At 70.5% G+C, this 20,417-nt stretch carries 30 protein-coding genes; 3 read left to right on the forward strand and 27 right to left on the reverse strand.

The window, feature by feature from the left end:
- Position 1: 1 nt before the first annotated feature.
- The 6 genes from Phou_RS17985 to Phou_RS18010 are packed head-to-tail and all read right to left on the reverse strand — an operon-like array spanning position 2 to position 5,249.
- Positions 2 to 568, reverse strand: coding sequence for a hypothetical protein (locus Phou_RS17985; protein ID WP_173057064.1), 567 nt, complete (start codon positions 566 to 568; stop codon positions 2 to 4).
- Positions 565 to 1,419 carry a hypothetical protein gene (locus Phou_RS17990; protein WP_173057065.1) on the reverse strand — a complete coding sequence of 285 codons (855 nt, stop codon included), beginning with the start codon at positions 1,417 to 1,419 and terminating at the stop codon, positions 565 to 567. Before Phou_RS17990 ends, Phou_RS17985 begins: the two co-directional genes overlap by 4 nt.
- Entirely contained in the window at positions 1,416 to 1,937 is a 522-nt protein-coding gene (locus tag Phou_RS17995) for an HNH endonuclease (protein WP_173057066.1), read from the reverse strand. The genes Phou_RS17990 and Phou_RS17995 overlap by 4 nt, the downstream gene beginning before the upstream one ends.
- A complete protein-coding gene (locus Phou_RS18000) occupies positions 1,934 to 3,772 on the reverse strand; it encodes a UvrD-helicase domain-containing protein (RefSeq protein ID WP_173057067.1) in 1,839 nt (612 codons plus the stop codon). Before Phou_RS18000 ends, Phou_RS17995 begins: the two co-directional genes overlap by 4 nt.
- Positions 3,769 to 4,269 carry a hypothetical protein gene (locus tag Phou_RS18005; RefSeq protein WP_173057068.1) on the reverse strand — a complete coding sequence of 167 codons (501 nt, stop codon included), beginning with the start codon at positions 4,267 to 4,269 and terminating at the stop codon, positions 3,769 to 3,771. Before Phou_RS18005 ends, Phou_RS18000 begins: the two co-directional genes overlap by 4 nt.
- Complete coding sequence (locus tag Phou_RS18010) at positions 4,266 to 5,249, reverse strand: AAA family ATPase (RefSeq protein ID WP_246273601.1); 984 nt, start codon at positions 5,247 to 5,249, stop codon at positions 4,266 to 4,268. Before Phou_RS18010 ends, Phou_RS18005 begins: the two co-directional genes overlap by 4 nt.
- Before the next feature lie 86 nt (positions 5,250 to 5,335).
- Between Phou_RS18010 and Phou_RS54980 the strand changes: the two genes are divergently transcribed.
- Positions 5,336 to 5,644: a helix-turn-helix transcriptional regulator gene (locus Phou_RS54980; protein WP_308784459.1), complete on the forward strand. Its 309-nt coding sequence runs from the start codon at positions 5,336 to 5,338 to the stop codon at positions 5,642 to 5,644.
- 5 nt (positions 5,645 to 5,649) lie between these two features.
- Here the strand turns inward: Phou_RS54980 and Phou_RS18020 are convergent, their stop codons facing one another.
- The 19 genes from Phou_RS18020 to Phou_RS18110 form a co-directional block, all read right to left on the reverse strand.
- Positions 5,650 to 6,009 carry a hypothetical protein gene (locus Phou_RS18020; RefSeq protein WP_173057069.1) on the reverse strand — a complete coding sequence of 120 codons (360 nt, stop codon included), beginning with the start codon at positions 6,007 to 6,009 and terminating at the stop codon, positions 5,650 to 5,652.
- A complete protein-coding gene (locus Phou_RS18025; RefSeq protein ID WP_173057070.1) occupies positions 6,002 to 6,268 on the reverse strand; it encodes a hypothetical protein in 267 nt (88 codons plus the stop codon). Before Phou_RS18025 ends, Phou_RS18020 begins: the two co-directional genes overlap by 8 nt.
- The gene (locus tag Phou_RS18030) at positions 6,265 to 6,690 is read right to left on the reverse strand and encodes a helix-turn-helix domain-containing protein (protein WP_173057071.1); all 426 of its coding nucleotides are present in this window, start codon (positions 6,688 to 6,690) and stop codon (positions 6,265 to 6,267) included. The genes Phou_RS18025 and Phou_RS18030 overlap by 4 nt, the downstream gene beginning before the upstream one ends.
- On the reverse strand, positions 6,683 to 7,255 hold the full coding sequence (locus tag Phou_RS18035; protein ID WP_173057072.1) for a hypothetical protein: 573 nt from the start codon (positions 7,253 to 7,255) through the stop codon (positions 6,683 to 6,685). The genes Phou_RS18030 and Phou_RS18035 overlap by 8 nt, the downstream gene beginning before the upstream one ends.
- On the reverse strand, positions 7,252 to 7,707 hold the full coding sequence (locus Phou_RS18040) for a protein-tyrosine phosphatase family protein (protein WP_218579048.1): 456 nt from the start codon (positions 7,705 to 7,707) through the stop codon (positions 7,252 to 7,254). The genes Phou_RS18035 and Phou_RS18040 overlap by 4 nt, the downstream gene beginning before the upstream one ends.
- Complete coding sequence (locus Phou_RS18045) at positions 7,704 to 8,042, reverse strand: hypothetical protein (protein ID WP_173057073.1); 339 nt, start codon at positions 8,040 to 8,042, stop codon at positions 7,704 to 7,706. Before Phou_RS18045 ends, Phou_RS18040 begins: the two co-directional genes overlap by 4 nt.
- Positions 8,039 to 8,695 (reverse strand): hypothetical protein, encoded by a 657-nt coding sequence (locus tag Phou_RS18050; protein ID WP_173057074.1) that lies wholly within the window; start codon positions 8,693 to 8,695, stop codon positions 8,039 to 8,041. The genes Phou_RS18045 and Phou_RS18050 overlap by 4 nt, the downstream gene beginning before the upstream one ends.
- 2 nt (positions 8,696 to 8,697) lie before the next feature.
- Positions 8,698 to 8,976, reverse strand: coding sequence for a hypothetical protein (locus Phou_RS18055; RefSeq protein ID WP_173057075.1), 279 nt, complete (start codon positions 8,974 to 8,976; stop codon positions 8,698 to 8,700).
- Positions 8,977 to 9,118: 142 nt separating this feature from the next.
- Positions 9,119 to 10,468 carry a glycosyltransferase gene (locus Phou_RS18060; protein WP_173057076.1) on the reverse strand — a complete coding sequence of 450 codons (1,350 nt, stop codon included), beginning with the start codon at positions 10,466 to 10,468 and terminating at the stop codon, positions 9,119 to 9,121.
- On the reverse strand, positions 10,465 to 10,656 hold the full coding sequence (locus Phou_RS18065; protein ID WP_173057077.1) for a hypothetical protein: 192 nt from the start codon (positions 10,654 to 10,656) through the stop codon (positions 10,465 to 10,467). The genes Phou_RS18060 and Phou_RS18065 overlap by 4 nt, the downstream gene beginning before the upstream one ends.
- Complete coding sequence (locus Phou_RS18070; RefSeq protein ID WP_173057078.1) at positions 10,656 to 10,961, reverse strand: hypothetical protein; 306 nt, start codon at positions 10,959 to 10,961, stop codon at positions 10,656 to 10,658. The genes Phou_RS18065 and Phou_RS18070 overlap by 1 nt, the downstream gene beginning before the upstream one ends.
- Before the next feature lie 53 nt (positions 10,962 to 11,014).
- Positions 11,015 to 11,203 (reverse strand): hypothetical protein, encoded by a 189-nt coding sequence (locus Phou_RS18075; RefSeq protein WP_173057079.1) that lies wholly within the window; start codon positions 11,201 to 11,203, stop codon positions 11,015 to 11,017.
- The gene (locus tag Phou_RS18080) at positions 11,181 to 12,089 is read right to left on the reverse strand and encodes a deazapurine DNA modification protein DpdA family protein (RefSeq protein WP_218579049.1); all 909 of its coding nucleotides are present in this window, start codon (positions 12,087 to 12,089) and stop codon (positions 11,181 to 11,183) included. Before Phou_RS18080 ends, Phou_RS18075 begins: the two co-directional genes overlap by 23 nt.
- On the reverse strand, positions 12,086 to 14,119 hold the full coding sequence (locus tag Phou_RS18085) for a DNA cytosine methyltransferase (protein ID WP_173057080.1): 2,034 nt from the start codon (positions 14,117 to 14,119) through the stop codon (positions 12,086 to 12,088). Before Phou_RS18085 ends, Phou_RS18080 begins: the two co-directional genes overlap by 4 nt.
- Entirely contained in the window at positions 14,116 to 14,562 is a 447-nt protein-coding gene (locus Phou_RS18090; protein ID WP_173057081.1) for a hypothetical protein, read from the reverse strand. Before Phou_RS18090 ends, Phou_RS18085 begins: the two co-directional genes overlap by 4 nt.
- Complete coding sequence (locus tag Phou_RS18095) at positions 14,559 to 14,924, reverse strand: hypothetical protein (RefSeq protein ID WP_173057082.1); 366 nt, start codon at positions 14,922 to 14,924, stop codon at positions 14,559 to 14,561. Before Phou_RS18095 ends, Phou_RS18090 begins: the two co-directional genes overlap by 4 nt.
- A 130-nt stretch (positions 14,925 to 15,054) precedes the next feature.
- Positions 15,055 to 15,303 carry a hypothetical protein gene (locus Phou_RS18100; protein ID WP_173057083.1) on the reverse strand — a complete coding sequence of 83 codons (249 nt, stop codon included), beginning with the start codon at positions 15,301 to 15,303 and terminating at the stop codon, positions 15,055 to 15,057.
- Positions 15,300 to 15,590, reverse strand: coding sequence for a hypothetical protein (locus tag Phou_RS18105; protein WP_173057084.1), 291 nt, complete (start codon positions 15,588 to 15,590; stop codon positions 15,300 to 15,302). Before Phou_RS18105 ends, Phou_RS18100 begins: the two co-directional genes overlap by 4 nt.
- Complete coding sequence (locus tag Phou_RS18110; protein ID WP_173057085.1) at positions 15,587 to 15,835, reverse strand: helix-turn-helix domain-containing protein; 249 nt, start codon at positions 15,833 to 15,835, stop codon at positions 15,587 to 15,589. Before Phou_RS18110 ends, Phou_RS18105 begins: the two co-directional genes overlap by 4 nt.
- Positions 15,836 to 16,011: 176 nt before the next feature.
- Between Phou_RS18110 and Phou_RS18115 the strand changes: the two genes are divergently transcribed.
- Positions 16,012 to 16,488 (forward strand): helix-turn-helix domain-containing protein, encoded by a 477-nt coding sequence (locus tag Phou_RS18115; protein ID WP_173057086.1) that lies wholly within the window; start codon positions 16,012 to 16,014, stop codon positions 16,486 to 16,488.
- Here Phou_RS18115 and Phou_RS18120 read toward each other — a convergent pair.
- A complete protein-coding gene (locus tag Phou_RS18120) occupies positions 16,485 to 17,888 on the reverse strand; it encodes a tyrosine-type recombinase/integrase (protein ID WP_173057087.1) in 1,404 nt (467 codons plus the stop codon). The genes Phou_RS18115 and Phou_RS18120 overlap by 4 nt on opposite strands.
- Positions 17,889 to 18,203: 315 nt before the next feature.
- Positions 18,204 to 18,659, reverse strand: coding sequence for an iron chaperone (locus Phou_RS18125; protein ID WP_173057088.1), 456 nt, complete (start codon positions 18,657 to 18,659; stop codon positions 18,204 to 18,206).
- A 188-nt stretch (positions 18,660 to 18,847) separates the two neighbouring features.
- Here Phou_RS18125 and Phou_RS18130 point away from each other — a divergent pair, with 188 nt between their 5' ends.
- Positions 18,848 to 20,029 (forward strand): monooxygenase, encoded by a 1,182-nt coding sequence (locus tag Phou_RS18130; RefSeq protein ID WP_173057089.1) that lies wholly within the window; start codon positions 18,848 to 18,850, stop codon positions 20,027 to 20,029.
- The last annotated feature ends 388 nt before the right edge of the window (positions 20,030 to 20,417 follow it).

The following is a 20,417-nucleotide window of genomic DNA, read 5'->3' on the forward strand; positions in this document are numbered from 1 at the left end:
GTCAGGCCCCCGCCTGCTCGATCAGCTCGGCAATCCGGTCCGGCGCCTCGTGGGCTTCCTTGGCGGCGTAGAACTCCGACAGCTTCCTCGGCGTCCACGTGCACTCGCCTTCCACGCCGCCGAGGTGACCCGTGTACTTCGCCCACAGCACCCCGCCGTGCTCGAAGACAATCGGCACGCTGAGCCGGTAGCGGCCGGACAGCTCGGCCTCCGACCGCGAGTTGCGAGGCAGGCCGTGCTGGCGCAGCACCGCGCGCACGTCGACCGGCTGGTGCGTCGCCAACCAGTCGCGGGCGGCCTGCCCGGCGGCGCCGCGGGCGGGCTCCAGCCGGTCGCGGGTCTTCACGTACCGCCAGCCCTCCGGCGGGTCGGTGGGGTCGTCGGCGGCCAGGCCGACCACCCGGTTGGGCAGGTCCCAGATGCCGTAGACGATGAGGGCTCCCTTGTTCTTGCCGAGCTGTACCGCGGCGTCTACTGCCTTGCGCGCCGCAGCACGCTCAGCGTCGACCGCTTCCCGGTAAGCGGCGACGGCCGCAGCGTCGTCGGTGGAGAAGGCGTACTCGCTCATCGGGCCGACACCGTCCCGGCGCCGTGGTTCTCCTGCTGGGCCTCGAACCGCATAAGCCGTCCGTCGGCCAGCGTCACGCGCAGGTCGTGGCGCATCAGGTCCCGCACCCAGAGGATCTGCTTCGCCGTCCGGACCGCCTCCTCGGCGTCGGCGAGCTCCCAGTCCGCGCCGAACATGCGCCCGATGCTGTGGATCATCCGAACGGGGGCGGGTGTCGCGTCCACGAACAGCTGCCGCCACTCCGTCGGCTGCGGGCCGGCCAGACAGGCGTCGCAGCCCAGCATTCCCTCGGTTGCCGCCGTCCGCTGCTCGTCGGACAGGGCTTCGACCCGGCCGCAGCGATGCTGGTAGATCGGCTTCTTCCCGCAGGTCATCGCGGGCTCGAACACCGAATTGTGGTTACGCGTCCAGGAGGCGGCGCGGAGCGCGGCGATGGCCTCGTCGACGCCGACCTCGATGGCGGTGGTGCTACTGGTCATCGTGTTGATCTCCTTGCAGTTCCGGGGAGGTGAGTTCAGAAGTCGTGGGCGCAGAGCGGGCAGAACGCGATCGACCGGGCCGCGGGCGAACCACGACCGCAGCCACCGCCGGATCAGCGCCGGACGCGAGTCGACGAACGCCGGCTGGCTGCCGCGCCACGGCGCACGCGGCCAGTCCGCGCGCAGCAGGTAGGCGAACTCGCGGCGGCACGCCCGTCGCAGCTCCCGCGCCGTCCGGTAGACGTGCCCGCACTCGCCGCACACCACATACGCGCGGACCGCCGGTTCGTCGCGCTGGCAGGAGAAGCAGTGGTTTGCCGGCTCGCAGGCTGGGATGCCGGGCTCGTGCACGGCGGCGAGCAGGACCGTCATGCCGCACCTGCCGCAGACGGGCGCCGCGACGACCAGTTGCCGTCCTCGGTCAGCCACACCAGGCCGTGAAGGAAGTGGTCGACGGGCTTCAGCAGCGGGTCGCCGGCCTGCCACACCACCCAGCCGTGCCGTTCCGCCTCCGCCTTGTGCGACTCGACCCAGCCGTGGCATCCGGTCGTCGCCGACCCGCAGAGAAGGATCAGGTTCTGAAGCCGGTTGGTGTCCGGCCGGCTGCTGCCGCCGCTCCCCCGGGCCCGCCGATGCTGCGCGGACCAGTCGCGGCCCCGTTCGCCGTGGCAGGCGCCGCCGCACCGGACGCACTGGAAGCCGTCCCGCTGCCGCATCGCCTCGACGGTCGCCGCATCCGGTCCGGTGAACCGCGGCCGCCGCACCACGAGCGACGCAACCGCCAGCGCGGGCCGCGCAACCCGCGCCAGGGTGGAGGTCGGGAAGACGCCGGCCGCCTCCAGAGCGGCGCGGCGCTTCGCCGACATCGGATTCAGCGGCGACCGCTTCATGCGTCGATCCCCACCAGCGCGCGGGCGAGGGACTCGACCACGTCCCTTCCCTCAGCGAGGTTCCGGAGGAACGCCTCCCGCTGGGCTGCTGGGCCGGCGGGCTTCCCGGTCCGCTGGGTGAACTCGGCGGCCTTCTGCGGGTCGCATGCGCAGTTGTCGCCGCTGCCGCAGCGGTGGCAGTGCGGCGCCGGCAGTTCGACCGCCCGAGCCGCGCCGTCAACGCCGGTGGCGTCCCAGTCCGCCTGTTCCTCCAGCATCCCAGTCAGGTCCGCGGACAGTGCCTGCCGGCCTGCCTCACGGTGCGCCGTCGCCTCCGGCGTGCCGAGAGACGATGCATCGATCAGCTCGCCGATCGTCGACTTCGACGCATCGAAGGCCGGCCGCACGCCGCTGCGGACCCAGCGGTCCACCCACGCTAGGCCGCCGCGGTCGAGGTACTCCTGGCCCCGTGTGACCGTGACGTAAGCGAGCATCGCGTCTTCGCGGACGATCTCCGGCTCGGGATCGTCCTCGGTGGCCTTCGGCTCGCGGAAGTCGTCGGCGACGCGGACAGTCGGCCACTCGCGGCCTTTGGCCTTGTGCGCTGTGGACACCACGACATCAGCCCGGCTCTCGTCGACCAGCCGGTCAACGGTGTCGATGACGACATCGGCGCCGTGGGAATCGATGAGCCGGACGAACACCCTCAGGTCTGAGCCTGATGTGTCGTGCTCGGCGTAGTCCTGCACCTCCAGCCAGCTGGAGAACATGAACAGCTCGGGGTGGTCGGTGCCGCGGCCGTTCTTCAGGTCGATCGCGGCCTCGGCGAGCCGGCGGATATCAGCACCGCCGCCGACCAGCGCGGCGCGGCGGCCGGCCTTCGCGGCGGCCATCACCTGGCTCACCGTTTCGGCGTTGGTGCGGCACAGGATCGCGGCCGGAGCCGCCAGAGGGCCGATCGTGGAGCCGATCTGCTCGAAGCCGCGGAGCCGCAGCGGCGCGTCGAGGATCTCCAGCCACTTGTTGGCTTCGTCGGCGATCGCCGGCCCGAACCGGAACGATTGCGACAACGTGAGCCGCGCGTCCGCCGCGAACTTCGACATCGCGTCCACGGCGCCGTTCCAGCCGTTGATTGCCTGTGACGCGTCGCCGACCATCACCCGCTGGACATCGGTCTGCTGCTCGAAAATGCTGGCCATCACGGGGTTGGCGTCCTGAGCCTCATCCAGCAGCAGGTAGTCGCAGCGCAGCTGCGGGTCGGAAAGCTGGTAAAGCTTGAGGTAGCAGTTGTGCGTATAGGGCAGTTCGCCGGTGGTGCTGCACAGGTCCGCCCACGCCTCGCGGGCCAGCGGCACCACGACGTCGCGGATCACGCGCATCTCGGAGTCCTGGACGCCGTTGATCCGGGCCACGTGCCAGCGGTCGGGTTCCGGGTCCGCAGACTTGCAGAACCGGTCCACGGCAGCGGTCACGAGTCGGGCGAGCTGCTGTGGTGCGACGAGGGGCATCGTGTCCGACACCTTCACCGGCTCGGTGATCTTTAGGATGCGGGCGACCTCCCGAGCCGGCTTCCGCGGGCCGCTCAGCCTGTGCGCGAACCTCTTGCCGACCGGCCCGAACGCGAGCCCGTGCGCGGTCTTGCACCAGGTGGACGACGGGAACGACCGCTTCGCCTCGTCGACGAGCGCCCGGTTGTAGGCGACGTAGATGCCCTTCGCCGACGGGCGCGTGCGGGCCGCCATCTTCAACGTGGTCGACTTCCCGCACCCGGCGCCGGCCTCCACGACGAGTGTGGACCCGACGCGGAAGGCGGCGATGACTGCCTCCTGCTCGCTGGTGGGCCGGTGGCTGTTCACGCTGCGACCTCGCTTTCCGCCTGGGCTGCCTGGGCCAGGAACCGTTCGGCGGCGCGCGCGGCGGCTGCCCTCGCGTCGGTCGAGGGGCGGATCGACACGCCGCGCGGGGCGCCCCCGGACCGGTATGTCAGCCCGGGGATCACCTCGCCCTGCTCGTCGCACGGGGCACCGCGCTTCGCGGCTGCCTCGCGGACCGCCTTGTCGAACGCGGGCCGCACGTGGACGGTGGTCTCCACCTCCGTGGGGTGGCGCTTGGCGACCCAGGCGAGGTACGCGTCGGGGTCGGTGACGTCCACGCTGTCCGAGGTGAGGGACAGCGGCACGGTGCCGACGCCGGGGATCCGCCAGGTCGGGGCCACGCCGTCACGCTCCAGCTCGGCACGGGCCTGCGAGTCCAGCGCCGCGCGGGCACGCTGCGCCTTCTCCTTCGCGGCGTCGGCGACGGCGGACCAGAACAGTGCGTCCTGCGCCAGCTCGGCGCGGTTCGGGGCGGTCATGACGCCACCGCGACGGGACGCCGCTCGTGTCCGAGCCGGACGATCATGGCGCCGAGGGTGGTGTCGTCGCCGTGCTCGTCGATGATGGCGGCGCCCAGCATGCGCCGCTCCTTGACTTCCTGGTGCAACGCGCGCAGGTCGTTGTACGTCATCTCCTGCCTCAGCGCTTGGTCCCGGTACTCCAAGGCATCCGGTGACGGGGTTCCGTCCGAGCACCACTCAGCGATCACTGCGGCGGTCTCCACGCCTGGCTTGGTGATCTGCGCGTCCTGCAGGTCCTCGCACGTCGACTTGGTGACCGTCATAACGTGGTCGCGATCCAGCTCACCCACGATGGAGAACTCGTACTCAACGCCCTCGCGCTGCTCAGGCTTGAGCCCGACCTTGGTGGGCTTCGCCTTGCCGTTGACGGTCTCCACGACGTAGGCCGTCTTAACGCGCATGGTGACGATGACGTGGCCCGGGTAGGAGAGAACGGCGTCGAGCATCGCGTTCTCGATCGGCCTGTACTCCTTCCAGCCGGCGGAAAACTTGCCTCCCTTGGCCGTGTCGTGTGCGTCGACGAACTCCAGCGCGCCGCCGGTGCCCATCCAGTAGTGGGAGAACGAGTCGATGACGATGGCGCCGTAGCCGGCCGCACCGGCCTGGGCGAGGAGCTTGGTGAGGTCGCGCGGGTCGAACCGCTCGGGAGCGAAGTGGTCGAACTTGAAGCGCCGCTGGTGCTCCTTCATCCGCCCGCGCTCGGTGTCGATCGCAGCAACCTTGTCGGCAAGGTTGGTGGCGAGCGTGAGGGCGGTGAAGGTTTTGCCGCTGCCTGCCGGGCCGTGCAGTGCGATCCGGGCCTTCACGGCTTCCTTGGCGGCTGGCTTGAAAGGGTTCTCAGTCACGAGGTTCTCGCTTCCTGTCGTGGCGGCGGTTTCATCTGCGGAGGCCCGTTGTTTGGGGAGTCGCAGGTGTGGCGCCGGCAGGTGAGGATCCAAATGCCCCCTAGTCACATGACTAGTTAGGCATGTGACTAGAGTGGCACCCCTTGTCCGCTAGTCAAGTGACAAGTAGCGTGTTGACTATGTTGCTGAGCGTGGAAGAGGTGATGGGCGCCGCAGAGATCGCCGACCTGCTCGGCGTCAGCCGCCAGCGCGTCCAGCAACTCGTCTCGCGCCCGGACTTCCCACCGCCGGCGACAACGCTGGCGATGGGAAAGATCTGGCTGGCCAGCGACGTTCGCGCATGGGTACGCGAGCATCGCCCCGAACTCGCCGACCAGGAGACGCCCAGCGCCGCCCCGCCGCTCGGCAGACGACACGGATCGCGCACCAGCCGGATGCCGAAGGGGAAGGACTCTCGGCCCCCCAGGCGAAGACCGAAGGACGACTGACGCGTTCACGGTTGCCTCCGCTCAACCGCGACCACGCACATCGGGCACAGCGGACCAGCCGCCTCCCCGGAAAGCCGGAACAACACCGTCGACGAACCGCACCACCAACGCACCATCTGCCCGACCAGGCGGCCGTCGCGCCAAGCCGTGTACACGCCGTCGGCGATGTGGGTCAGGTAGCCGCGCGCGTGAGTGGACTCGCCGTAGGGCAGGCAGCGAGCCGACCGGTACACGGTGACGCCATACTTCGACAGGACACGGCCGGGCTCGCGCCAGCCGGCAGGTTTGCGGTTACGGCCCCAGAAGAAGCGGCCAGTGGCGGCGGAGAACGCCCAGCGGACGTCACGGTCGGCGATCTCAGGCACAGCCGTCACCACCCGCCGACTTCTCGGCCTCAGCCCGCTCCCGGCGAACCGCCGCCATCGCCGCCACGAACTTGGGGAACAGCCAGCCCGTCGCGGCCACACCGAACACGGCAATGGGCAGCGTGGCCAAGCCGACGATCCCAGCGAGGGTGTGCCACCCGGCCACCCGTAGTGCGGTGGCACAGCCGGCCAGGATCCAGCAGGCGATCATAGAAGCGCCGATCGCGGCGGCGTAGCGGTCGCTGTACGGGCGCCTCATCCCGCGCCACCACCCGACTTCTGCTCGGCGACCACGTCGGCGTGGTGATTGCGGGCCATCTCTAGCCCTTCCGCACGGCCCCGGTAGCGAACAGCGGTCGTGACGTCGAACGCCGCCCACGCCTCGTCGGCCAGGTGCCGATAGACGCGCTCCGACTCGGTGACCCGGCGAGCCAACTCCAGCCACGGCGACGCCTCGACGGCGAGCGGCGCGGTACCAGTCAGGTCGGCGATCGTCGTGCCCAACGCGTCGGCCAGCGCGACGAGGTTGACAACGCCGATGTCGCCCTGGCGTCCGCCCTCCACGTTGGTGATCGAGGCGCGGGACAGGCCCACCCTGTCGGCGAGTTGCTGCTGGGTCATGCCGTGGGCGATCCGCAGAGCCCGGACTCGCTGGCCAAGGGTTGCGAGCAGGTCAGCCATGCGAACCACCCCGCGGCGCGCGGCCCGATCCGACACAGCGGTCGAAGCCCACACTGTGCAGCCGCACCAGACCGTCCACGGTGAGCGCGTAGGACCGCTGGCAGCCCACACACTTCCCGCGACCCGGCGACGGACGTCGAGGCTTGATCCCGGTGTGCTTACGGCACACCTGCAGCCACCGGCCCGACTCGGGGTCACGCCGCTCTGCGACCGCCTCGACGTCGCAGCCGCCCCAGTCACACGTGCCGGTCGGCCAGCCAGCCACCCGCAGATCGGCGCGCTTCGGCACCCACAGCGCCCAGCGGCCGCATCCATCGCACTGCCTCTGGACGGCGACGATCATCGCGTTGTCGGCCCAGCCCGACGCCGCGACATAGCCGGCCGGCTGCGGGACATGGTTCGCGACGTTCGGGCACGTGGTGTCGCTGTCGAACTCCAGCACCGGCCGGCCAGCAGGCACGGTGGTCGGGGTGTGGAAGCCGTTGACCTTCGCGACACCGCCGAGGTCCGGGTCGACGGTCGCCGGGGCCGCTGCGCCGGCGGCCTTGCCGCGCCCGCGCCTCACCGCGCACCCCGCAGGTAGGCGAGAAAGTGCTCGTTGAACAACGCCCACCGCGACCGCCGCGCACGCACCAAGTCGATGGCCGCCTCGACGTCATGACCCAGGCGCACGAGCGTGAGGGCGGTGACCGGCCCTGACCGGTTGTAGCCAGCCTGGCAGCGGACGAGGACACGGGCGCCGGTCATCACGGTGGCGGCGGCGAGATCGGCAAGCTGCCCGGCGGCGACGGCGTCCGAATCCAGCAGGACACCGTCGGGGATGCGCAGGTGCCGGTGTTCGACGCTGTCGGCGGGCCCGCATCCGTCGCGGTGGTAGAGGGAGATGACGAGGTCGAACTCGTCGGCGACGACCGCGGTCCGAACGCGGCCGTCGGCGTCACGCCAGTCATGGCCGCCCTGCCACAGGCCCGGGACGATTTCGTTCCATGGCGCGTCGGCGTACGGAGGCCCGATCACTTCGCACCCCGTGTGGTGATTGGGAGGAACGCGGTGGCGTCGGGTTCGTCGGAGGCGCGCGGCAGCAGCATCGTCGACGCCTCAGTCGCGGCGGGCTGCCTGCGGGTGCAGGCGACCGACGTGGCGCGGCGAGGACCGCGGTGACGGGCAGCCTGCCGCCGCGGCGCGACCGCCGCCCGGCGCGCCAGCGCGCGTCGGAAGACCGTCCACAGCGGACTGACGCGGACCAGGACTGCCAGGCCGCCGGCCAGCAGCACCGCGCCGACGACGACGGGAATCCGGTTCGCGCCGGGGAAGACCGCGATGACCAGCCAGTCCCAAAGGTTCAGGTTCACGCCCGCACCTGCCTCGCCGCGTGCCGCGCGCTGTACTGCTGGGCGCCGCCGAGGCGTAGCAGCCTGCGGGCAAACGAGGCCGCCGCATCTGCGGCGAGCACTGCCGCCTGGCTGGCCGGCCACACCGCCAGCTGCTGGTCGCCGCGCACGACCGCTGAGCTCACGCGGTCGACGGCGGCCGGACCGTCGCCGGCCGGGCCCGGATCCACGTCGGCGAGGGACTCCGGTCTGCCTCTCGGCGCGAGGACGACGGTGGCGCCAGTCCGCTGCAGGCCGTCGACGAGGTTGGCGGCGTGGCCGAGCCGGTCAACAGCCCCGTCCAGCACCATCGTCCGCTGGCCGGCCAGCCGGCCCTCCGCGGCGGCGCCCGGCGACTCGGCGCCGTAGGCCGGCATCCGCGCGAGCTCGACCCGGCCGACCGGGACCGGTGTCACCGGCACACCCACCGGCCCCGAACCGGGACGCGTGGCTGCCGCAAAAGCGGCCCGCACCGTCCGGGCGAGGATCCGCCAGGCGCCCGGCCCGGTGTATCCGTCGGCGCGGTCCTTCAGCCGCCAGATGTACGGCAGGACGAGCGTCACCGTCAGGCCGACACCGGACACGAATCCCCAGCCGGCGAGAACCCACCCAGCAGAGGTCATGGATTCGGGCATGATCAGTCCTCCCGTGCAAGCTCAGGGCTCGGGTAGAAGTCGGTGAGGCGGCGGTCGACGTCGGCGAGGTCGGCCAGCGAGCCGGCGGCGATCCCCGTGAACGCCGCACGGACCCGGACCGACCGGCGGTACGCGGCCAGCCGGGGCGCCATGTAGATGCGCCACACGCCGACGGCCAGCGCCGCGACGCCGGCGAGAAGCGCCGCCGCGGCCAGGAGCGGAAGAAGCAGCAGCAGGACCACCGCACCAGCGGCCGCGGCGAAGTCCCTTGCGCCGTTCATCGCGCACCCCGCACCCGGCCGGCTGCCCAGCGCGCGCCGCGGTACACACCCACCGCCGCCGCGACAGGCGGCGCCATCAGGGCCACGACGACGGCGATGCCGATGCCCGCCAGGACAGTGCCTGCGCCGCGCGGATCCCGCCTCACCGTGCACCCGCCATGGCAACCTCGACGGTCTGGCGGGTGCCCCACCCGGTGCGCCAGCAAGTGGCCACCCCGTACCAGCGGATCGCCCGCAGCACCACCAAGGCCCAGACGACCGCGACCGGCGTCAACGCCCAAGTCGCCCACTGGTAGGCCAGCGACTGGTCGGAGCGGCGAACGGTCATGTACCGCAGGGTTTGTGCGTAGCCGATGATCAGGGGGACCGCGACCAGCCACGGCACCACCGACACATCCGGGTCGGTGATCGGGGCGAACACGGCGACGGCGAAGAACACGACCGCGGCGACCACGGTTTGCGCCCAGCGCAGCAGGTGGGCCCAGTACGCGAACGACGTCAGCGGCAGGTACCGCAGCCGCCACCACGAGCGGATGAAGCTGCCGCGCATCCACCGCAGGAACATGCGCGCGAAGTGCCCGGTCGTCTCCGGCATGAGCGAGAACGCGTAGGCGGTCGGCTGCTGCACTGTGCGCCCGCGGAGCATCGCGAACAGGGTCAGCATCGAGTCGTCGGAGAACGGCACCCGCCGGCCGAAGAACGTCTCCGACAGGTACGCCTCCAGGCTGTCCCGCACCACGGCGGCCCGGTAGACGGCGATCGGCCCCGAGTTGACCCACACCGACCCGAACACCGACAGGCTCGACCGGTCGGTGAGTTGCCCGGCGACGAACCACAGGTCCGTGAACCGGGTGAGGAAGCTTCGGCGGACGTTGGCGGCCATGACGATCCCGGCCACCGACTGCACCCGCTCATCGGCGAGCGGCTTCAGCAGCTCCTCGAGCGCGTGCGGGTCGGAGACGGTGTCGGAGTCGACCGTCCAGTACACGTCCGCGCCGGGCGTCGAATCGACGACCGCTCCTTGTGCGTGTCGCTTGCCGGCGTTGTCCTGCCGGAACCACGCCGCTGTGATCCCGGCCAGCGGCGCAGCCTGCAGAAACCACGCCTTGACGGGCGTGTAGTCGACCGCGGTGGAGCCGTCGTCGACGACGTAGATGATGTTGGGTTTCCGGGTCTGCCCGACCATGGACACCAGGCAGGCCTTCAGCGCGGCCGGGTCCTCGTGGAAGGCGGGCACGATCGCAACCACGTTCAGCTGGTCGAGCTTCAGCCGGTCGTGGACACCGACCTTCGCCGGCCGTTCGAGGTAGGCGACGCCGAGCTGCCACACCAGCAGCCCGAACATGGCCGCGTACACGTAGGTGAACCGGTGCCCAGCACCGTTGACCGCGCCGATGAGGGCGACGACGTGGTGGGCGGCCCACACCGCCGCAGCCGCCAGGACGACAGCTGCAGCGGCCAGGAGCCGCGTCGGGACGAGCCGGGCGGTCACGACACACCCGCGGGACGGCGGCGGCGGAACCCGAGCCGGATCAGCAATGCGCCGGCGAGGACCAGCGCTACACCGACCGCGGCGACTGCGAGCGGCATCGGGATGGACGCTTCGAGGCTGACACCGGCGACGGTGCCGCCGACAGCGAAAGCGCCGGAACCAGTGCGGGGCAGAGAGCCACCGGACATTAATTGATCTCCTGGGGATTGTTGGTGAGGGGCCCGACACCCGGGTGGGCGCGGGCGTTCATCACCGACCCGAATCCGCGGCGGGGCTTCAGATCGGCGATGCGGAACTTGTCGGGGTATGCGAGTCGCACCAGCTGCGTCCACACCGACGACGATGGGAAACACGACGTGCACAGCGATCCGGCCAGCAACGCCACGTGGCCAACTGCCGGGAAAGGGTGCACCAGCAGCCCTTCCGCCAGGCCGCACTCGGTGTGCACGGTGTCATCGCGGACCATGCGGTGGAGCTCGCAGCCCTCCTGCATGCACGTCACCGCGGCGTCGTCAGCGCCTGTCAGACCGTCAGGGATTCGGATCATCACGCACCGCCCAGCCAGATCCAGGCCACGACCCCCGCCACCGCGACCGCGAGCGGCGCAACCACAAGCAGCGCTACGACACGGCGCCGAACGGTGTCGCGCTGCTCCGCGTCGACCGTCCACGTCTCGGCGTGGGAGACCTGCTCGTCCCAGCAGGGCGCACGATCAGGGTCGAACCGGCGCGTCACGCTGCCGCCCCCGTCCGTCGAAGAGCGACAGTTGCTCGTGGTGGCGCTGCCGGTCTGCGTCCAGCAGCTGGACGACCGTCTGACGCCACCGCAGCGCGTACCGGATGCAGTTGGCGCAGTTCCGGTGGTTCGCGCGGGGGTCGGCCTGGCATTCCGGCAGCGGATTCGCGCGCCGGGCTTCGTAACTCCATGCCATCGAGTCGGCGGTGTTCAGAAGGTGGCCGTACTTGTCGAGGCCGCGCAGCTTCACCCCGAAGCCGTGCACCGGCAGCTCGTCGTCAAGGGCGAGCAGCGCCCGCACGATTTCGCCGATCTCGTCCGCGGCCTGGCGGCGACACACCGATCCGAGACCGACCACGGCGAAGTTCCGCAGGTCGACGCCTGCAGCGGCGTACAGGTCCCAGCAGCGCAGGTAGTCGTCACGGTGGTAGCCCTGCAGGACGGGCATGAACGGGCTGTCCCAGTCGCAGCCCCACAGCTCGGTCAGCTCGATGAAGTTCGCGACGGTGCGCCGCTGGTGCTCCTCCACGGACAGGCCCGTGCCGGCGAAGCGGACGCCGTTGGCCACGCCGCCGCTGATGATGATCGGTTCGCACATCCAGTCCTGCGGTGCGGCCCAGCCGAGGTTGCCGATCTCCTCGTCGTAGCGGCGGACCGCGGCGACGTAGTCCTTCGCGGTGGTGCGCCACTCGCCGTAGAGCTGGAGTTCAGAGAAGCCGCCGGAGTCGAGGGCCCAGTGCATCCGCGCCCGTGGGAGCCGGCCGCGTTCGGCGAGTCGCCGATGCGACACGAACAGGCAAGCGTCGCCCGGCACCTCTTCGCGGCCCAGCCAGCTTGGCTCGTGCGTCCCGAGATAGAACGTCGGGGGAGTACCGAGGGCGATCATCGTGGCTTGCTCCCGTCGAGCACGGGGCGCAGTCGCGATGCGATCCACGCTCCGACCGCAGGCGATACCGCGTTGCCGTACCCGTCCACCTGATCGCGGGCGGAGCCCCACACGATGAAGCTGCCCTGGTAGCCGGGGAAGTCCACGTCGAAGCCGCACCCGCGGCCGACCTCGTGGGGCCCGAGCATGCGGAAATAGCAGTCCTCAAGGGCGAGGTCGGCGAGCGCGGCGCGCCATTCGGCGGTCAGCAGTGCGGTGGTGTCGCGGGCGGTGAGTGTGCCGAGCGGGTCGGACAGTGGATGAGCAGCGGTCTCGTCTGCGCCGCTGCCGTTCTGCTTGTACCAGCCGGAGAACAGCAATCCCTGGCTGGCGGCCGACGCAACGATCGTGCCGAGCGGGTTGCTGACCGGGTGGGCGCGATAGCCCGCCTCGTCGATCGAGCCGTTGTTCTTGATGACTCCGGCAGCGGTGAGCAGGCCAGGGATCTGGTCGGAGGTCACCGTTGGCATTGGCTCCGCATGCACGGTCGGCACGGTGTTCTGGCGGAACGGGAGGACACCGGCAGACAGGAGGCTGAGGGTCTCCGAGCCGCCCTGGGTCGGCAGCGGCTCGCCAACACCGCGTGGCGCGCCCTGGAAGTTGTTGACCGCGAGCAGCACCGCCTTTTCGTGAGTGGACGTGACTGTGTCCATCGGGCGAGTGATGTGCTGGCCGTCGCCGTTGTGCCGGTGGGCGGCGAGCACCTGACCGGTGAGTGCGACCGGTGGCGTGAGTAGCCCTGTCGTATTGGTCGCGGGCTGTGCCCACAGCGGCCGGCTCAGGTCGCGGCTCCGGCACTCGGATCCGGGGTGCTCGAAGGTGTTGCCGGCGGCGACCATGACCGCGCCGGTCGAGAGCAGCGCGGTCTCCTGCTGGCTGGTCTGGGTGGGACCCGGCTGCCACGGGTGCCGCTCCGTGCCGCGCACAGCCTTGGCAGGCATCAGCACCGCAGGGAACTCTGGGAACCGCCGCCGACAGCGGTCGGCCCGCGCCATCGTGGCCGCCGCCATCGGCCCGGTTGAGCCGTCCCTGTGTTTCTTGATCGGCTTATCGCCGATCCGGGTACCGAGATTGGTCAGGTCCAGCGCGTTGATCGACGGCGCCATCGGCGGGATGACCTCGGCACGGCAGCGCGGGCAGCGGTAGTTGTACTGCTCGCCGTACCGCACCCGGCCCGTCGGAGGGATGCCGGTCTTCCAGGTCCACACGGCGGGCACGACTTCGTGGCAGGGGTCGCACCACGCCGGCGGCCGGTGTTCCAGATCCGGCTCGGGCAGGCTTTCGTCCCAGAAGACGATGTAGATCCGGTCGCGGGACTGGGAGACGCCGAAGAACTGGCTGTTGAGATAGAGCACTCGAGCCCGGTACTTCATGTTGCGCAGCTTCGTGCGCCACCACTTGTAGGTGCTGCCGTCGCCGACCTTCCTCTTCCCAGGGACGGCCGGTCCCCACGACGTGAACTCGGTCGTGCACTCGATGAGGATCATGCGCGGGTGGTGCTTCTCGGCGTATTGCAGGATGCAGATCGCGGTGGCCCGGTCCCGCTCCGAGCGGGTTACGCGCTCCTCGTATTCCTCATCGCCGGCGATGTCGAACAGCGTCAGGCCCTGTTCGTATGCCTTCTGGGTGTTGGCCTGGCTGTGGTTCGTGCAGCTGATTCCGGCGACAAGGATGTCCGCGGACGGTAGGTCAGCGGCCGAGTGGTAGTCCGACGATTCTGGGTCGACGAGGTCGGCGATCCAGTGTTCGGCGTAGGGGTGGTTGGCCTCGTGGACCCGGGTTTTGTAGTCGTTGTGGTTGGCGGCCATGATCGTGGTGAATCCGGCCTGTCGGATGGCGTCGGTGAGGCCACCGAAGCCGGAGAACAGGTCGACCGCGATGAGGTCGTCGTGGCGGAACCGACGCTGCCGGGTAGCCGGCCGGTGCGTGGCTACGCGGGTTGCGGCTCGCTTCGGCGCGCTTCGGCGGCCGGCCGTGCTGGCGCGGCTCATTGGGACCCCACCGGACCCCACGCCGAGACGGGCTCGGCGGGCTCGAACACCTCGACCAGCACGCCGTCGACCTCGGCCCACATCGAGGCCCTCGGCACCACCGCCACGTGCGGGGCCGCGCAGGCGGCGTCGCAGTAACGCAGCCCGTCCTTCTGCACCCCGCCCGGACCGACCTGCGTACCGCACTTCCCGCAGCGGGACAGGTCGTAGCGGGTACCGTTCCGCTTCGCATACGCCCGCCGGCGAGCGATGGCGTGCGGCTCCCACAGGCTGTCCTCAGCCCGAGTCAGCAGGCAGATCGAGCACCGCTCCTGCCACCAGCACGACCCGTCGGGCGGCACCAGCACGGTCACCGGGTCGGCCAGGTCGAGGCCGGCAGCGAGGCTTGCCACGGTGGCCGGATCGGTCCACTGTGGCGACGTCATGGTCGGCAGGTCGGTCACCGCGCACCCCCGGCCATCGCCAGCGCCGCCACCCGCGCCACGGCCGCCTGCGTTTCGGCGAGCGGCTCGACCACCGCGGCGGCCGGGCCAACAAACCGGGTGACGGTGACGTGCATGGTCAGCAGCAGGCCGGACACGTCCTCGAACTGGCTGCCGCCGGCCTGCCATGGCCGAACCTCGACGGCCGTCATGCCGGCCAACAGCCGGTCGGAGATCGACCGCGCGGTCACCGGAGCCAGGTCGAGAGTCGAGACTTTGACCCGGTCGCAGTCGCGGCCTTGAACCACCGAGACCTGGGCGACGTCGACCGCCCGGGCGAGCGCCTTGACCGCGTGGACGACCGCGTCGGTGGTGGGCGTCACGCTGCTGGTGACCGAACAGCGGGTGTCCGTTAGGCTCTTTGGAGTCATCACGCCGATGCCCTTTCGTGAGATCGGTTGTGGTGCGGTTCCGGAGCCCTCGCCGTGCCAGCGGCGACGGGCTCCTTTGTCGTCAGGCGGTCGGCCCGCTGGTGGGGGCGCCGGCTCCCACGGCTGCCGGCGCCCCCACCTCCTCCCGACCCCGACAGGTCTGTGGGACGCCCGGACCGGCGACCGCGGGGGGTGAGGTGTCCGGTCCGGGCGTCATCCCGGCACGCCCACGGGGGTCGGCGGCGGGAACTTCGGTGGCGGCGTCGCGGGCGTCGCACCATGCCTCGGCGAGCTGGCGCCACGCGGGCGAGTACGTGAGGACGGTGCTCATGCCGCGCGCCTGCGGGTACGGGTGCGGGGGCGGCGCTGCGCCGCCTGGGTCGCGGCGACGACGGCTTCGATGTCGGTGAGCTGCCGCGGCTCGGGCCTGGCGGCCTCGGTGCGGTAGCGGCGAAGGGCCTCGACCTGCGCGGCGGTCATCCGCTTGTGGACCCGCTCGCGGCCGCCGCGGCGGGTGAACTCGACGCGGCCGTCTTCGCAGTCCTGCTCGATGGAGTGCCGGCTGTAGCCGGTCAGGACGGCGACCTCGGCGATCGTGTACAGCTTCTCGCCGGTCATGCCGCTGCCCGCTTCCGTTCCAGCAGGGTCACCGGGCAGTTGAGTGCGTCGGCGAGGCGCTTGAGCAGGTGTGGCGGGGCGTTGCGGGTACCGCCGACGATCTCGGACATGTGGCTGGGTGAGATGCCGACGGCCTCGGCGAGTGCCTTCTGGGTCCAGCCCTTGGCGTCCATGGCCCAGGCGACTGCCTCGGGGTTGTGGTCGAACGGCGTCTTGCGCTCCGTCCGGCTTCGCGTCATGGCCATGCGAAGACAGTACGCACAAACATGCGAAGTCGCAAGAGTTCGCACGAAGCAAGCGCGAAGTGGCGCGTACGCAGGGATGAGTGAACAGATCAACACCCTTGGTTGCGACGACGCGGCCACAACCCACGCGAAGCGGCACCTTTACTTCGCGCAAGTTCGCAGGCAGGGTTGTGCACGTGCCGCACCCGCGAGACCCGGAAGACGCAGGCCAGCTAACGGACGTCGGGAAGATCCTCGAAGACGCCCGTGAATCGCTCCGCCTGAGCAAACGCGAAGCCGCCCGACGCGCAGGCATCAGCGAGGGTCGCTGGCGTCAAGTCGTCACCGGTGTCCAGAAAGCCGGCAACGTCACCGTGCCGGTCAACCCGCGGGCAAGCACCGTCTCTGCGATGGCCCAAGCGGTCGGCGTCGATCCCGCCCTCGCGTTACGCGCCGCCGGCTTCTCGGACGAGGACATCCACCGCTTCGGATCGCCCACCCGCGAGCCGACCGCGTGGCAGCACAAGCTGGAAGAGGTCCAGGCCATCGCCGACAACCAGGACCGCTCGCCCGCTCTGCGCGCCTGGGCAGCCCGGCAACTCGACGACATCGAGGCCATCCTGGCCGCCGCCCGTGCAGAAGAAGACGCTCAGCGGCGCGGCCAGGCCAGCTAGGCCGCCTCGTCGTCGACGGCGAGCGCCCGCTGGCGCGCCACCGACAGCCGGCGGCCGCCGCGCCGCTCCATCCGATCCAGCCGGTCGCGGTCGCCCTGGTTCTGCCACAGGTGGAAGTAGATGTTCACCGTGGTGCTGTAGCTGGCATGGCCAAGCCGGTGCTGCACCTCGATCGGCTGCCAGTTCGCCCGGATGCAGTCCGACGCGTGCGTGTGCCGGCCGTCGTGCAGCCGCGGCCGCCGACGCAGCACACCGGGGCAGGCGCAGTCCGACACCTCGTCCGGCCGCAGCTTGCGCGTGCACCCGCGCCGCGGCTTCGCCGGCGTGGGCGGCGGATGGTCGGGGCAGCGCATGGCCTCCGCGACCGCGGGCAGCCACTGCTGCCTGAACAGGTTCCGCTCCTGCCACACGCCGTCCACCGGGCTGCTCGCGTACGGGGTGGGGAACAGCAGGTCCCGGGGGCGTTTGCCCGCGCAGCGGCGCTCGAGCACCTTGACGACCTCGCTGGAGATGGTGACATCACGGCGGGACTTCTCGCTCTTGGGCGGCCCGATCTGCGGCTTGCCGTCCTTGCGCATCCCGCCGGCCTTCAGCGCGCGGCGGACGCGGATGACGGGGTTGGCGCCGGTCAGCGTCACGTCCTGCGGGCGGAGCACGAGGAGCTCGCCGAGCCGCAGACCCGTGCGGACGAGCACGAACCAGATGTCTGCGATCGCGGGCGAGCAGCGGGAGTGGATGAGGTCGACCTCCCACGGCTCCAGGTACATGCCCTCGAACGGCGTCACCTTCGGCAGGCCGACCCGGGTCTTCCGCGAGCCGGCGGGCCGGGCGGCCGGATTGCGTTCCAGCCATGCGGGGACCGCAGCGGCGAGGACCTGGTGCAGGATCGTGTGCGCGCGGCGCACAGAGTTCGGCGAGATCACCTCGCCCTGCGGGTTCTTCTTGGACCGGCGGACCCGCTGCACCTTAAGCCATTTGAGCCAGTCCTTTATGGCGGGTTCGTCGATCTCCGACAGGTACAGGTGGCCAAGCTTCGGCAGTACCCGCACCTCGAGCGTCCGCACGTACTCGGTGAGCGTGTCGGGCTGGATGTCTTCGAGCTCGGCGCGGTCCTTGGCCCACTCGGCGGCGAACTTGCGAAGGGTGGGCTCGACGCGCGGCTGCTGGTGCAGGCCGAGGACTCGGGATGTCACCTCGTCGCCGGTGATGCGGTGGCCGTGGGCTTCGGCGAGGGCCTTCGCGGCGACGGCCAGCTCGTAGGCGGCCTTCGCGGCCGGGCTTTTGGTGGTGGCGCCTTCGGGGAGGACGAACTTGGCTTGCTCGAATGGTGCGCCGGCGGCGCCGCCGAGGCGCCAGCGGACGCGGTAGGCGTCGCCGCGCAGTTCGGGCTTGGATGCCATGCCGGGACGGTACCTCTGGTTGGTGTGCCCCGGGGCACACTTGTACCGCCTTAGTGGTCCTTAGCTTCCCTTAGCTGTCCCTATTGGACACCGTCTGACCTGCGCAAATGCAAGATCGTGCTGGTCAGGCGTTTCTCGCGACATCCCCTTTTAATCCTTAGGTTCGGGGTTCGAGTCCCCGGCGGCCCACTACCCGCACTGATGTGCGAAAAGTGGGGTCAGCCGGTGTGCCGGTGTCCGCCAGCCAAGCGGCCGCGGCGGCGATCACGATCGGTAGGGTCGCCGAGCATCTTCGCCTGTCGGCGCGAGCCGGGCTCAGCTCGCCGCCTTCTTCACGAGCTCGCCGATCCGCTTCTCGTCGGCGGCGGTCAGCTTCGTCAGGGCGAAGGCGGTCGGCCACATGTTGCCGTCATCGAGCTTGGCCGGGTCGTTGAAGCCGAGCGTCGCGTACCGCGCCTTGAACTTGGCCGCCGGCTGGAAGAAGCACACCAGCTGGCCATCCTTGGCGTAGGCGGGCATCCCGTACCAAAGCTTGGGCGTGAGGTCGGGCGCGGCGGCCTGGACGATGGCGTGGATCCGTTCGGCAATCGCGCGGTCTTCCGGCGTCATCTCAGCGATCTTCGCGAGCAGCTCAGCCTCCGCGTCCTCCTTGGTGGGGCGCGATCCACGGCGGGTGGCGGTCTTCATCTCCTGGGCGCGCTCCTTCATGGCGGCGCGCTCTTCGTCGGTGAATGCCCCGGACCGCTTCGCGGGCTTCGGCGTGGCGCTCATTCCAGGTACCTCCACAAGTCATGATCAGGATGAACCTAACGTTAGAGTGCTGCCACCGTTCCGGCTTCTTGAAAACTGCCCGAGCCCCACGTCAGGCGGATTCGGGGTTGATCCGGGGGCAAACCCGGATGTAGCAGCAACCCCGGCAGGACGATCCTCAGGGGACAACGCCGACTGGGGAGGCACACGTGAAACGCGCAACGAAACTCGGCGAGCGACTCGTGGTGACCGCGGCGGTCCTGGCCCTCGTGGGAGCGAGCGCGGCCTGCGGCGATGACGCCGCCGAGCCGTCGCAACAGGCCGACCCGAGCAGCTCGACGCACGCCAGCCACGGCGCGTTTTCACCGCCGGCGAACGAGCCACTTCGCACCGGCGAACGCTTCGTCACCCTCACGATGCCCCAGCCCTACACACCGCTCGCGCCCAACGGCGGCACCGACGAATACCGCTGCTTCCTCGTGGATCCGAAGCTGTCCGCGAAGGCGTACCTGACCGGCAGCCAGTTCCTGCCGCAGAACACCGACATCGTCCACCACGCGATCTTTTTCCAGATCGCGCCGGAGGCGATCGAGAGGGCGCGCCAGACCGACGAACGCAGCCCCGGCGAGGGCTGGCAATGCTTCGGCGACGCCGGTATCGGCGACGAGACCTGGGTGGCCCACTGGGCGCCAGGCGCAAACGAGGTACTGCTGCGCGAAGGCCTGGGCTACGAGATGCCGCCCGGCAGCCAGCTCGTCATGCAGGTGCACTACAACCTGCTGGCCACCGAGGGAAAGCCGGGCAGCGCCGACCGCTCCAGCGTGCGACTGCGGGTCGCCGACGGCAGCGCGCCCATGACACCGCTGGGCACGTTTCAGGCGCCCGCGCCCATCGAGCTGCCCTGCACGGCGCAGGAGAGCGGCCCACTGTGCGACCGCAAGGCGGCCATCAAGGACGTCACGCACCGCTTCGGCGAGGAGGTCGGCTCCAGCGCCGACCAGCTGATCCAGTGGTGCAGCAACGGAAAGCCGGCACCCGGACCCACCCAGCACTGCGACCACAAGATCGAGGCTGACCTCACCATCCACGCGACGGCCGGACACATGCACCTGCTGGGCCGGTCCATCAAAATCGAGCTCAACCCGGGCGCGCCCGGCGCCAAGGTCCTCCTGGACGTCCCGCGCTACAACTTCGACGACCAGGCCATCCGCCCGCTGCCCGCACCGATCGAGATCAAGAAGGACGACGTCGTGCGCGTCACCTGCACCCACGACGCCGGCCTCCGCGCCATGCTGCCGCAGCTCAAGCAGCTCCCGCCCCGCTACGTCGTGTGGGGCGACGGCACCGCCGACGAGATGTGCCTCGGCCTGCTCATCGGCACGGCTTCCTAGAGCTACCGCGACGTCCGCCGTGGTCCGGACCGTTGCTCCCGCGGCCTCACCCTCCGCGGTGGGCCAGCTCACCCCAAACGGCCGCACGCTTAGCCCCGAGCCGTTGCCCGGACGGTCGTCGTAGACCATGATCGACGGCTGCCACGGTGGCCGTCGGCGCCGTCCTCATCGCCGCCGGGTGCAACCCAGTCTCCGAGCCAGCCGGCTGGCCATGCCGTGGCGCCCACACAGAGTGCGGTCCGCCCGCGCGTCCCTCCTGGCTGTGACTACCGGCGCCGCCTGCTCACCTAACCCCGCCGGCCACCCCGGCCAGCACAAGGCCCACCCCAACAGCACATGACCGAGGCCGACGCCGCCGGGCGTCGCCGATGCCAAGTCAAGACAGCCC

Source organism: Phytohabitans houttuyneae, from assembly GCF_011764425.1.
In the GTDB taxonomy this organism is placed as follows: domain Bacteria; phylum Actinomycetota; class Actinomycetes; order Mycobacteriales; family Micromonosporaceae; genus Phytohabitans; species Phytohabitans houttuyneae.

What these genes read in the sequence shown, in the direction of transcription:
- Phou_RS17985 (WP_173057064.1), bottom strand. Translation starts at nt 568, where the DNA reads ATGAGCGAGTACGCCTTCTCCACCGACGACGCTGCGGCCGTCGCCGCT.
- Phou_RS17990 (WP_173057065.1), bottom strand. Translation starts at nt 1,419, where the DNA reads ATGACGGTCCTGCTCGCCGCCGTGCACGAGCCCGGCATCCCAGCCTGC.
- Phou_RS17995 (WP_173057066.1), bottom strand. Translation starts at nt 1,937, where the DNA reads ATGAAGCGGTCGCCGCTGAATCCGATGTCGGCGAAGCGCCGCGCCGCT.
- Phou_RS18005 (WP_173057068.1), bottom strand. Translation starts at nt 4,269, where the DNA reads ATGACCGCCCCGAACCGCGCCGAGCTGGCGCAGGACGCACTGTTCTGG.
- Phou_RS54980 (WP_308784459.1), top strand. Translation starts at nt 5,336, where the DNA reads ATGTTGCTGAGCGTGGAAGAGGTGATGGGCGCCGCAGAGATCGCCGAC.
- Phou_RS18025 (WP_173057070.1), bottom strand. Translation starts at nt 6,268, where the DNA reads ATGAGGCGCCCGTACAGCGACCGCTACGCCGCCGCGATCGGCGCTTCT.
- Phou_RS18030 (WP_173057071.1), bottom strand. Translation starts at nt 6,690, where the DNA reads ATGGCTGACCTGCTCGCAACCCTTGGCCAGCGAGTCCGGGCTCTGCGG.
- Phou_RS18050 (WP_173057074.1), bottom strand. Translation starts at nt 8,695, where the DNA reads ATGCCCGAATCCATGACCTCTGCTGGGTGGGTTCTCGCCGGCTGGGGA.
- Phou_RS18055 (WP_173057075.1), bottom strand. Translation starts at nt 8,976, where the DNA reads ATGAACGGCGCAAGGGACTTCGCCGCGGCCGCTGGTGCGGTGGTCCTG.
- Phou_RS18065 (WP_173057077.1), bottom strand. Translation starts at nt 10,656, where the DNA reads ATGTCCGGTGGCTCTCTGCCCCGCACTGGTTCCGGCGCTTTCGCTGTC.
- Phou_RS18070 (WP_173057078.1), bottom strand. Translation starts at nt 10,961, where the DNA reads ATGCAGGAGGGCTGCGAGCTCCACCGCATGGTCCGCGATGACACCGTG.
- Phou_RS18080 (WP_218579049.1), bottom strand. Translation starts at nt 12,089, where the DNA reads ATGATCGCCCTCGGTACTCCCCCGACGTTCTATCTCGGGACGCACGAG.
- Phou_RS18085 (WP_173057080.1), bottom strand. Translation starts at nt 14,119, where the DNA reads ATGAGCCGCGCCAGCACGGCCGGCCGCCGAAGCGCGCCGAAGCGAGCC.
- Phou_RS18100 (WP_173057083.1), bottom strand. Translation starts at nt 15,303, where the DNA reads ATGAGCACCGTCCTCACGTACTCGCCCGCGTGGCGCCAGCTCGCCGAG.
- Phou_RS18105 (WP_173057084.1), bottom strand. Translation starts at nt 15,590, where the DNA reads ATGACCGGCGAGAAGCTGTACACGATCGCCGAGGTCGCCGTCCTGACC.
- Phou_RS18110 (WP_173057085.1), bottom strand. Translation starts at nt 15,835, where the DNA reads ATGGCCATGACGCGAAGCCGGACGGAGCGCAAGACGCCGTTCGACCAC.
- Phou_RS18120 (WP_173057087.1), bottom strand. Translation starts at nt 17,888, where the DNA reads ATGGCATCCAAGCCCGAACTGCGCGGCGACGCCTACCGCGTCCGCTGG.
- Phou_RS18125 (WP_173057088.1), bottom strand. Translation starts at nt 18,659, where the DNA reads ATGAGCGCCACGCCGAAGCCCGCGAAGCGGTCCGGGGCATTCACCGAC.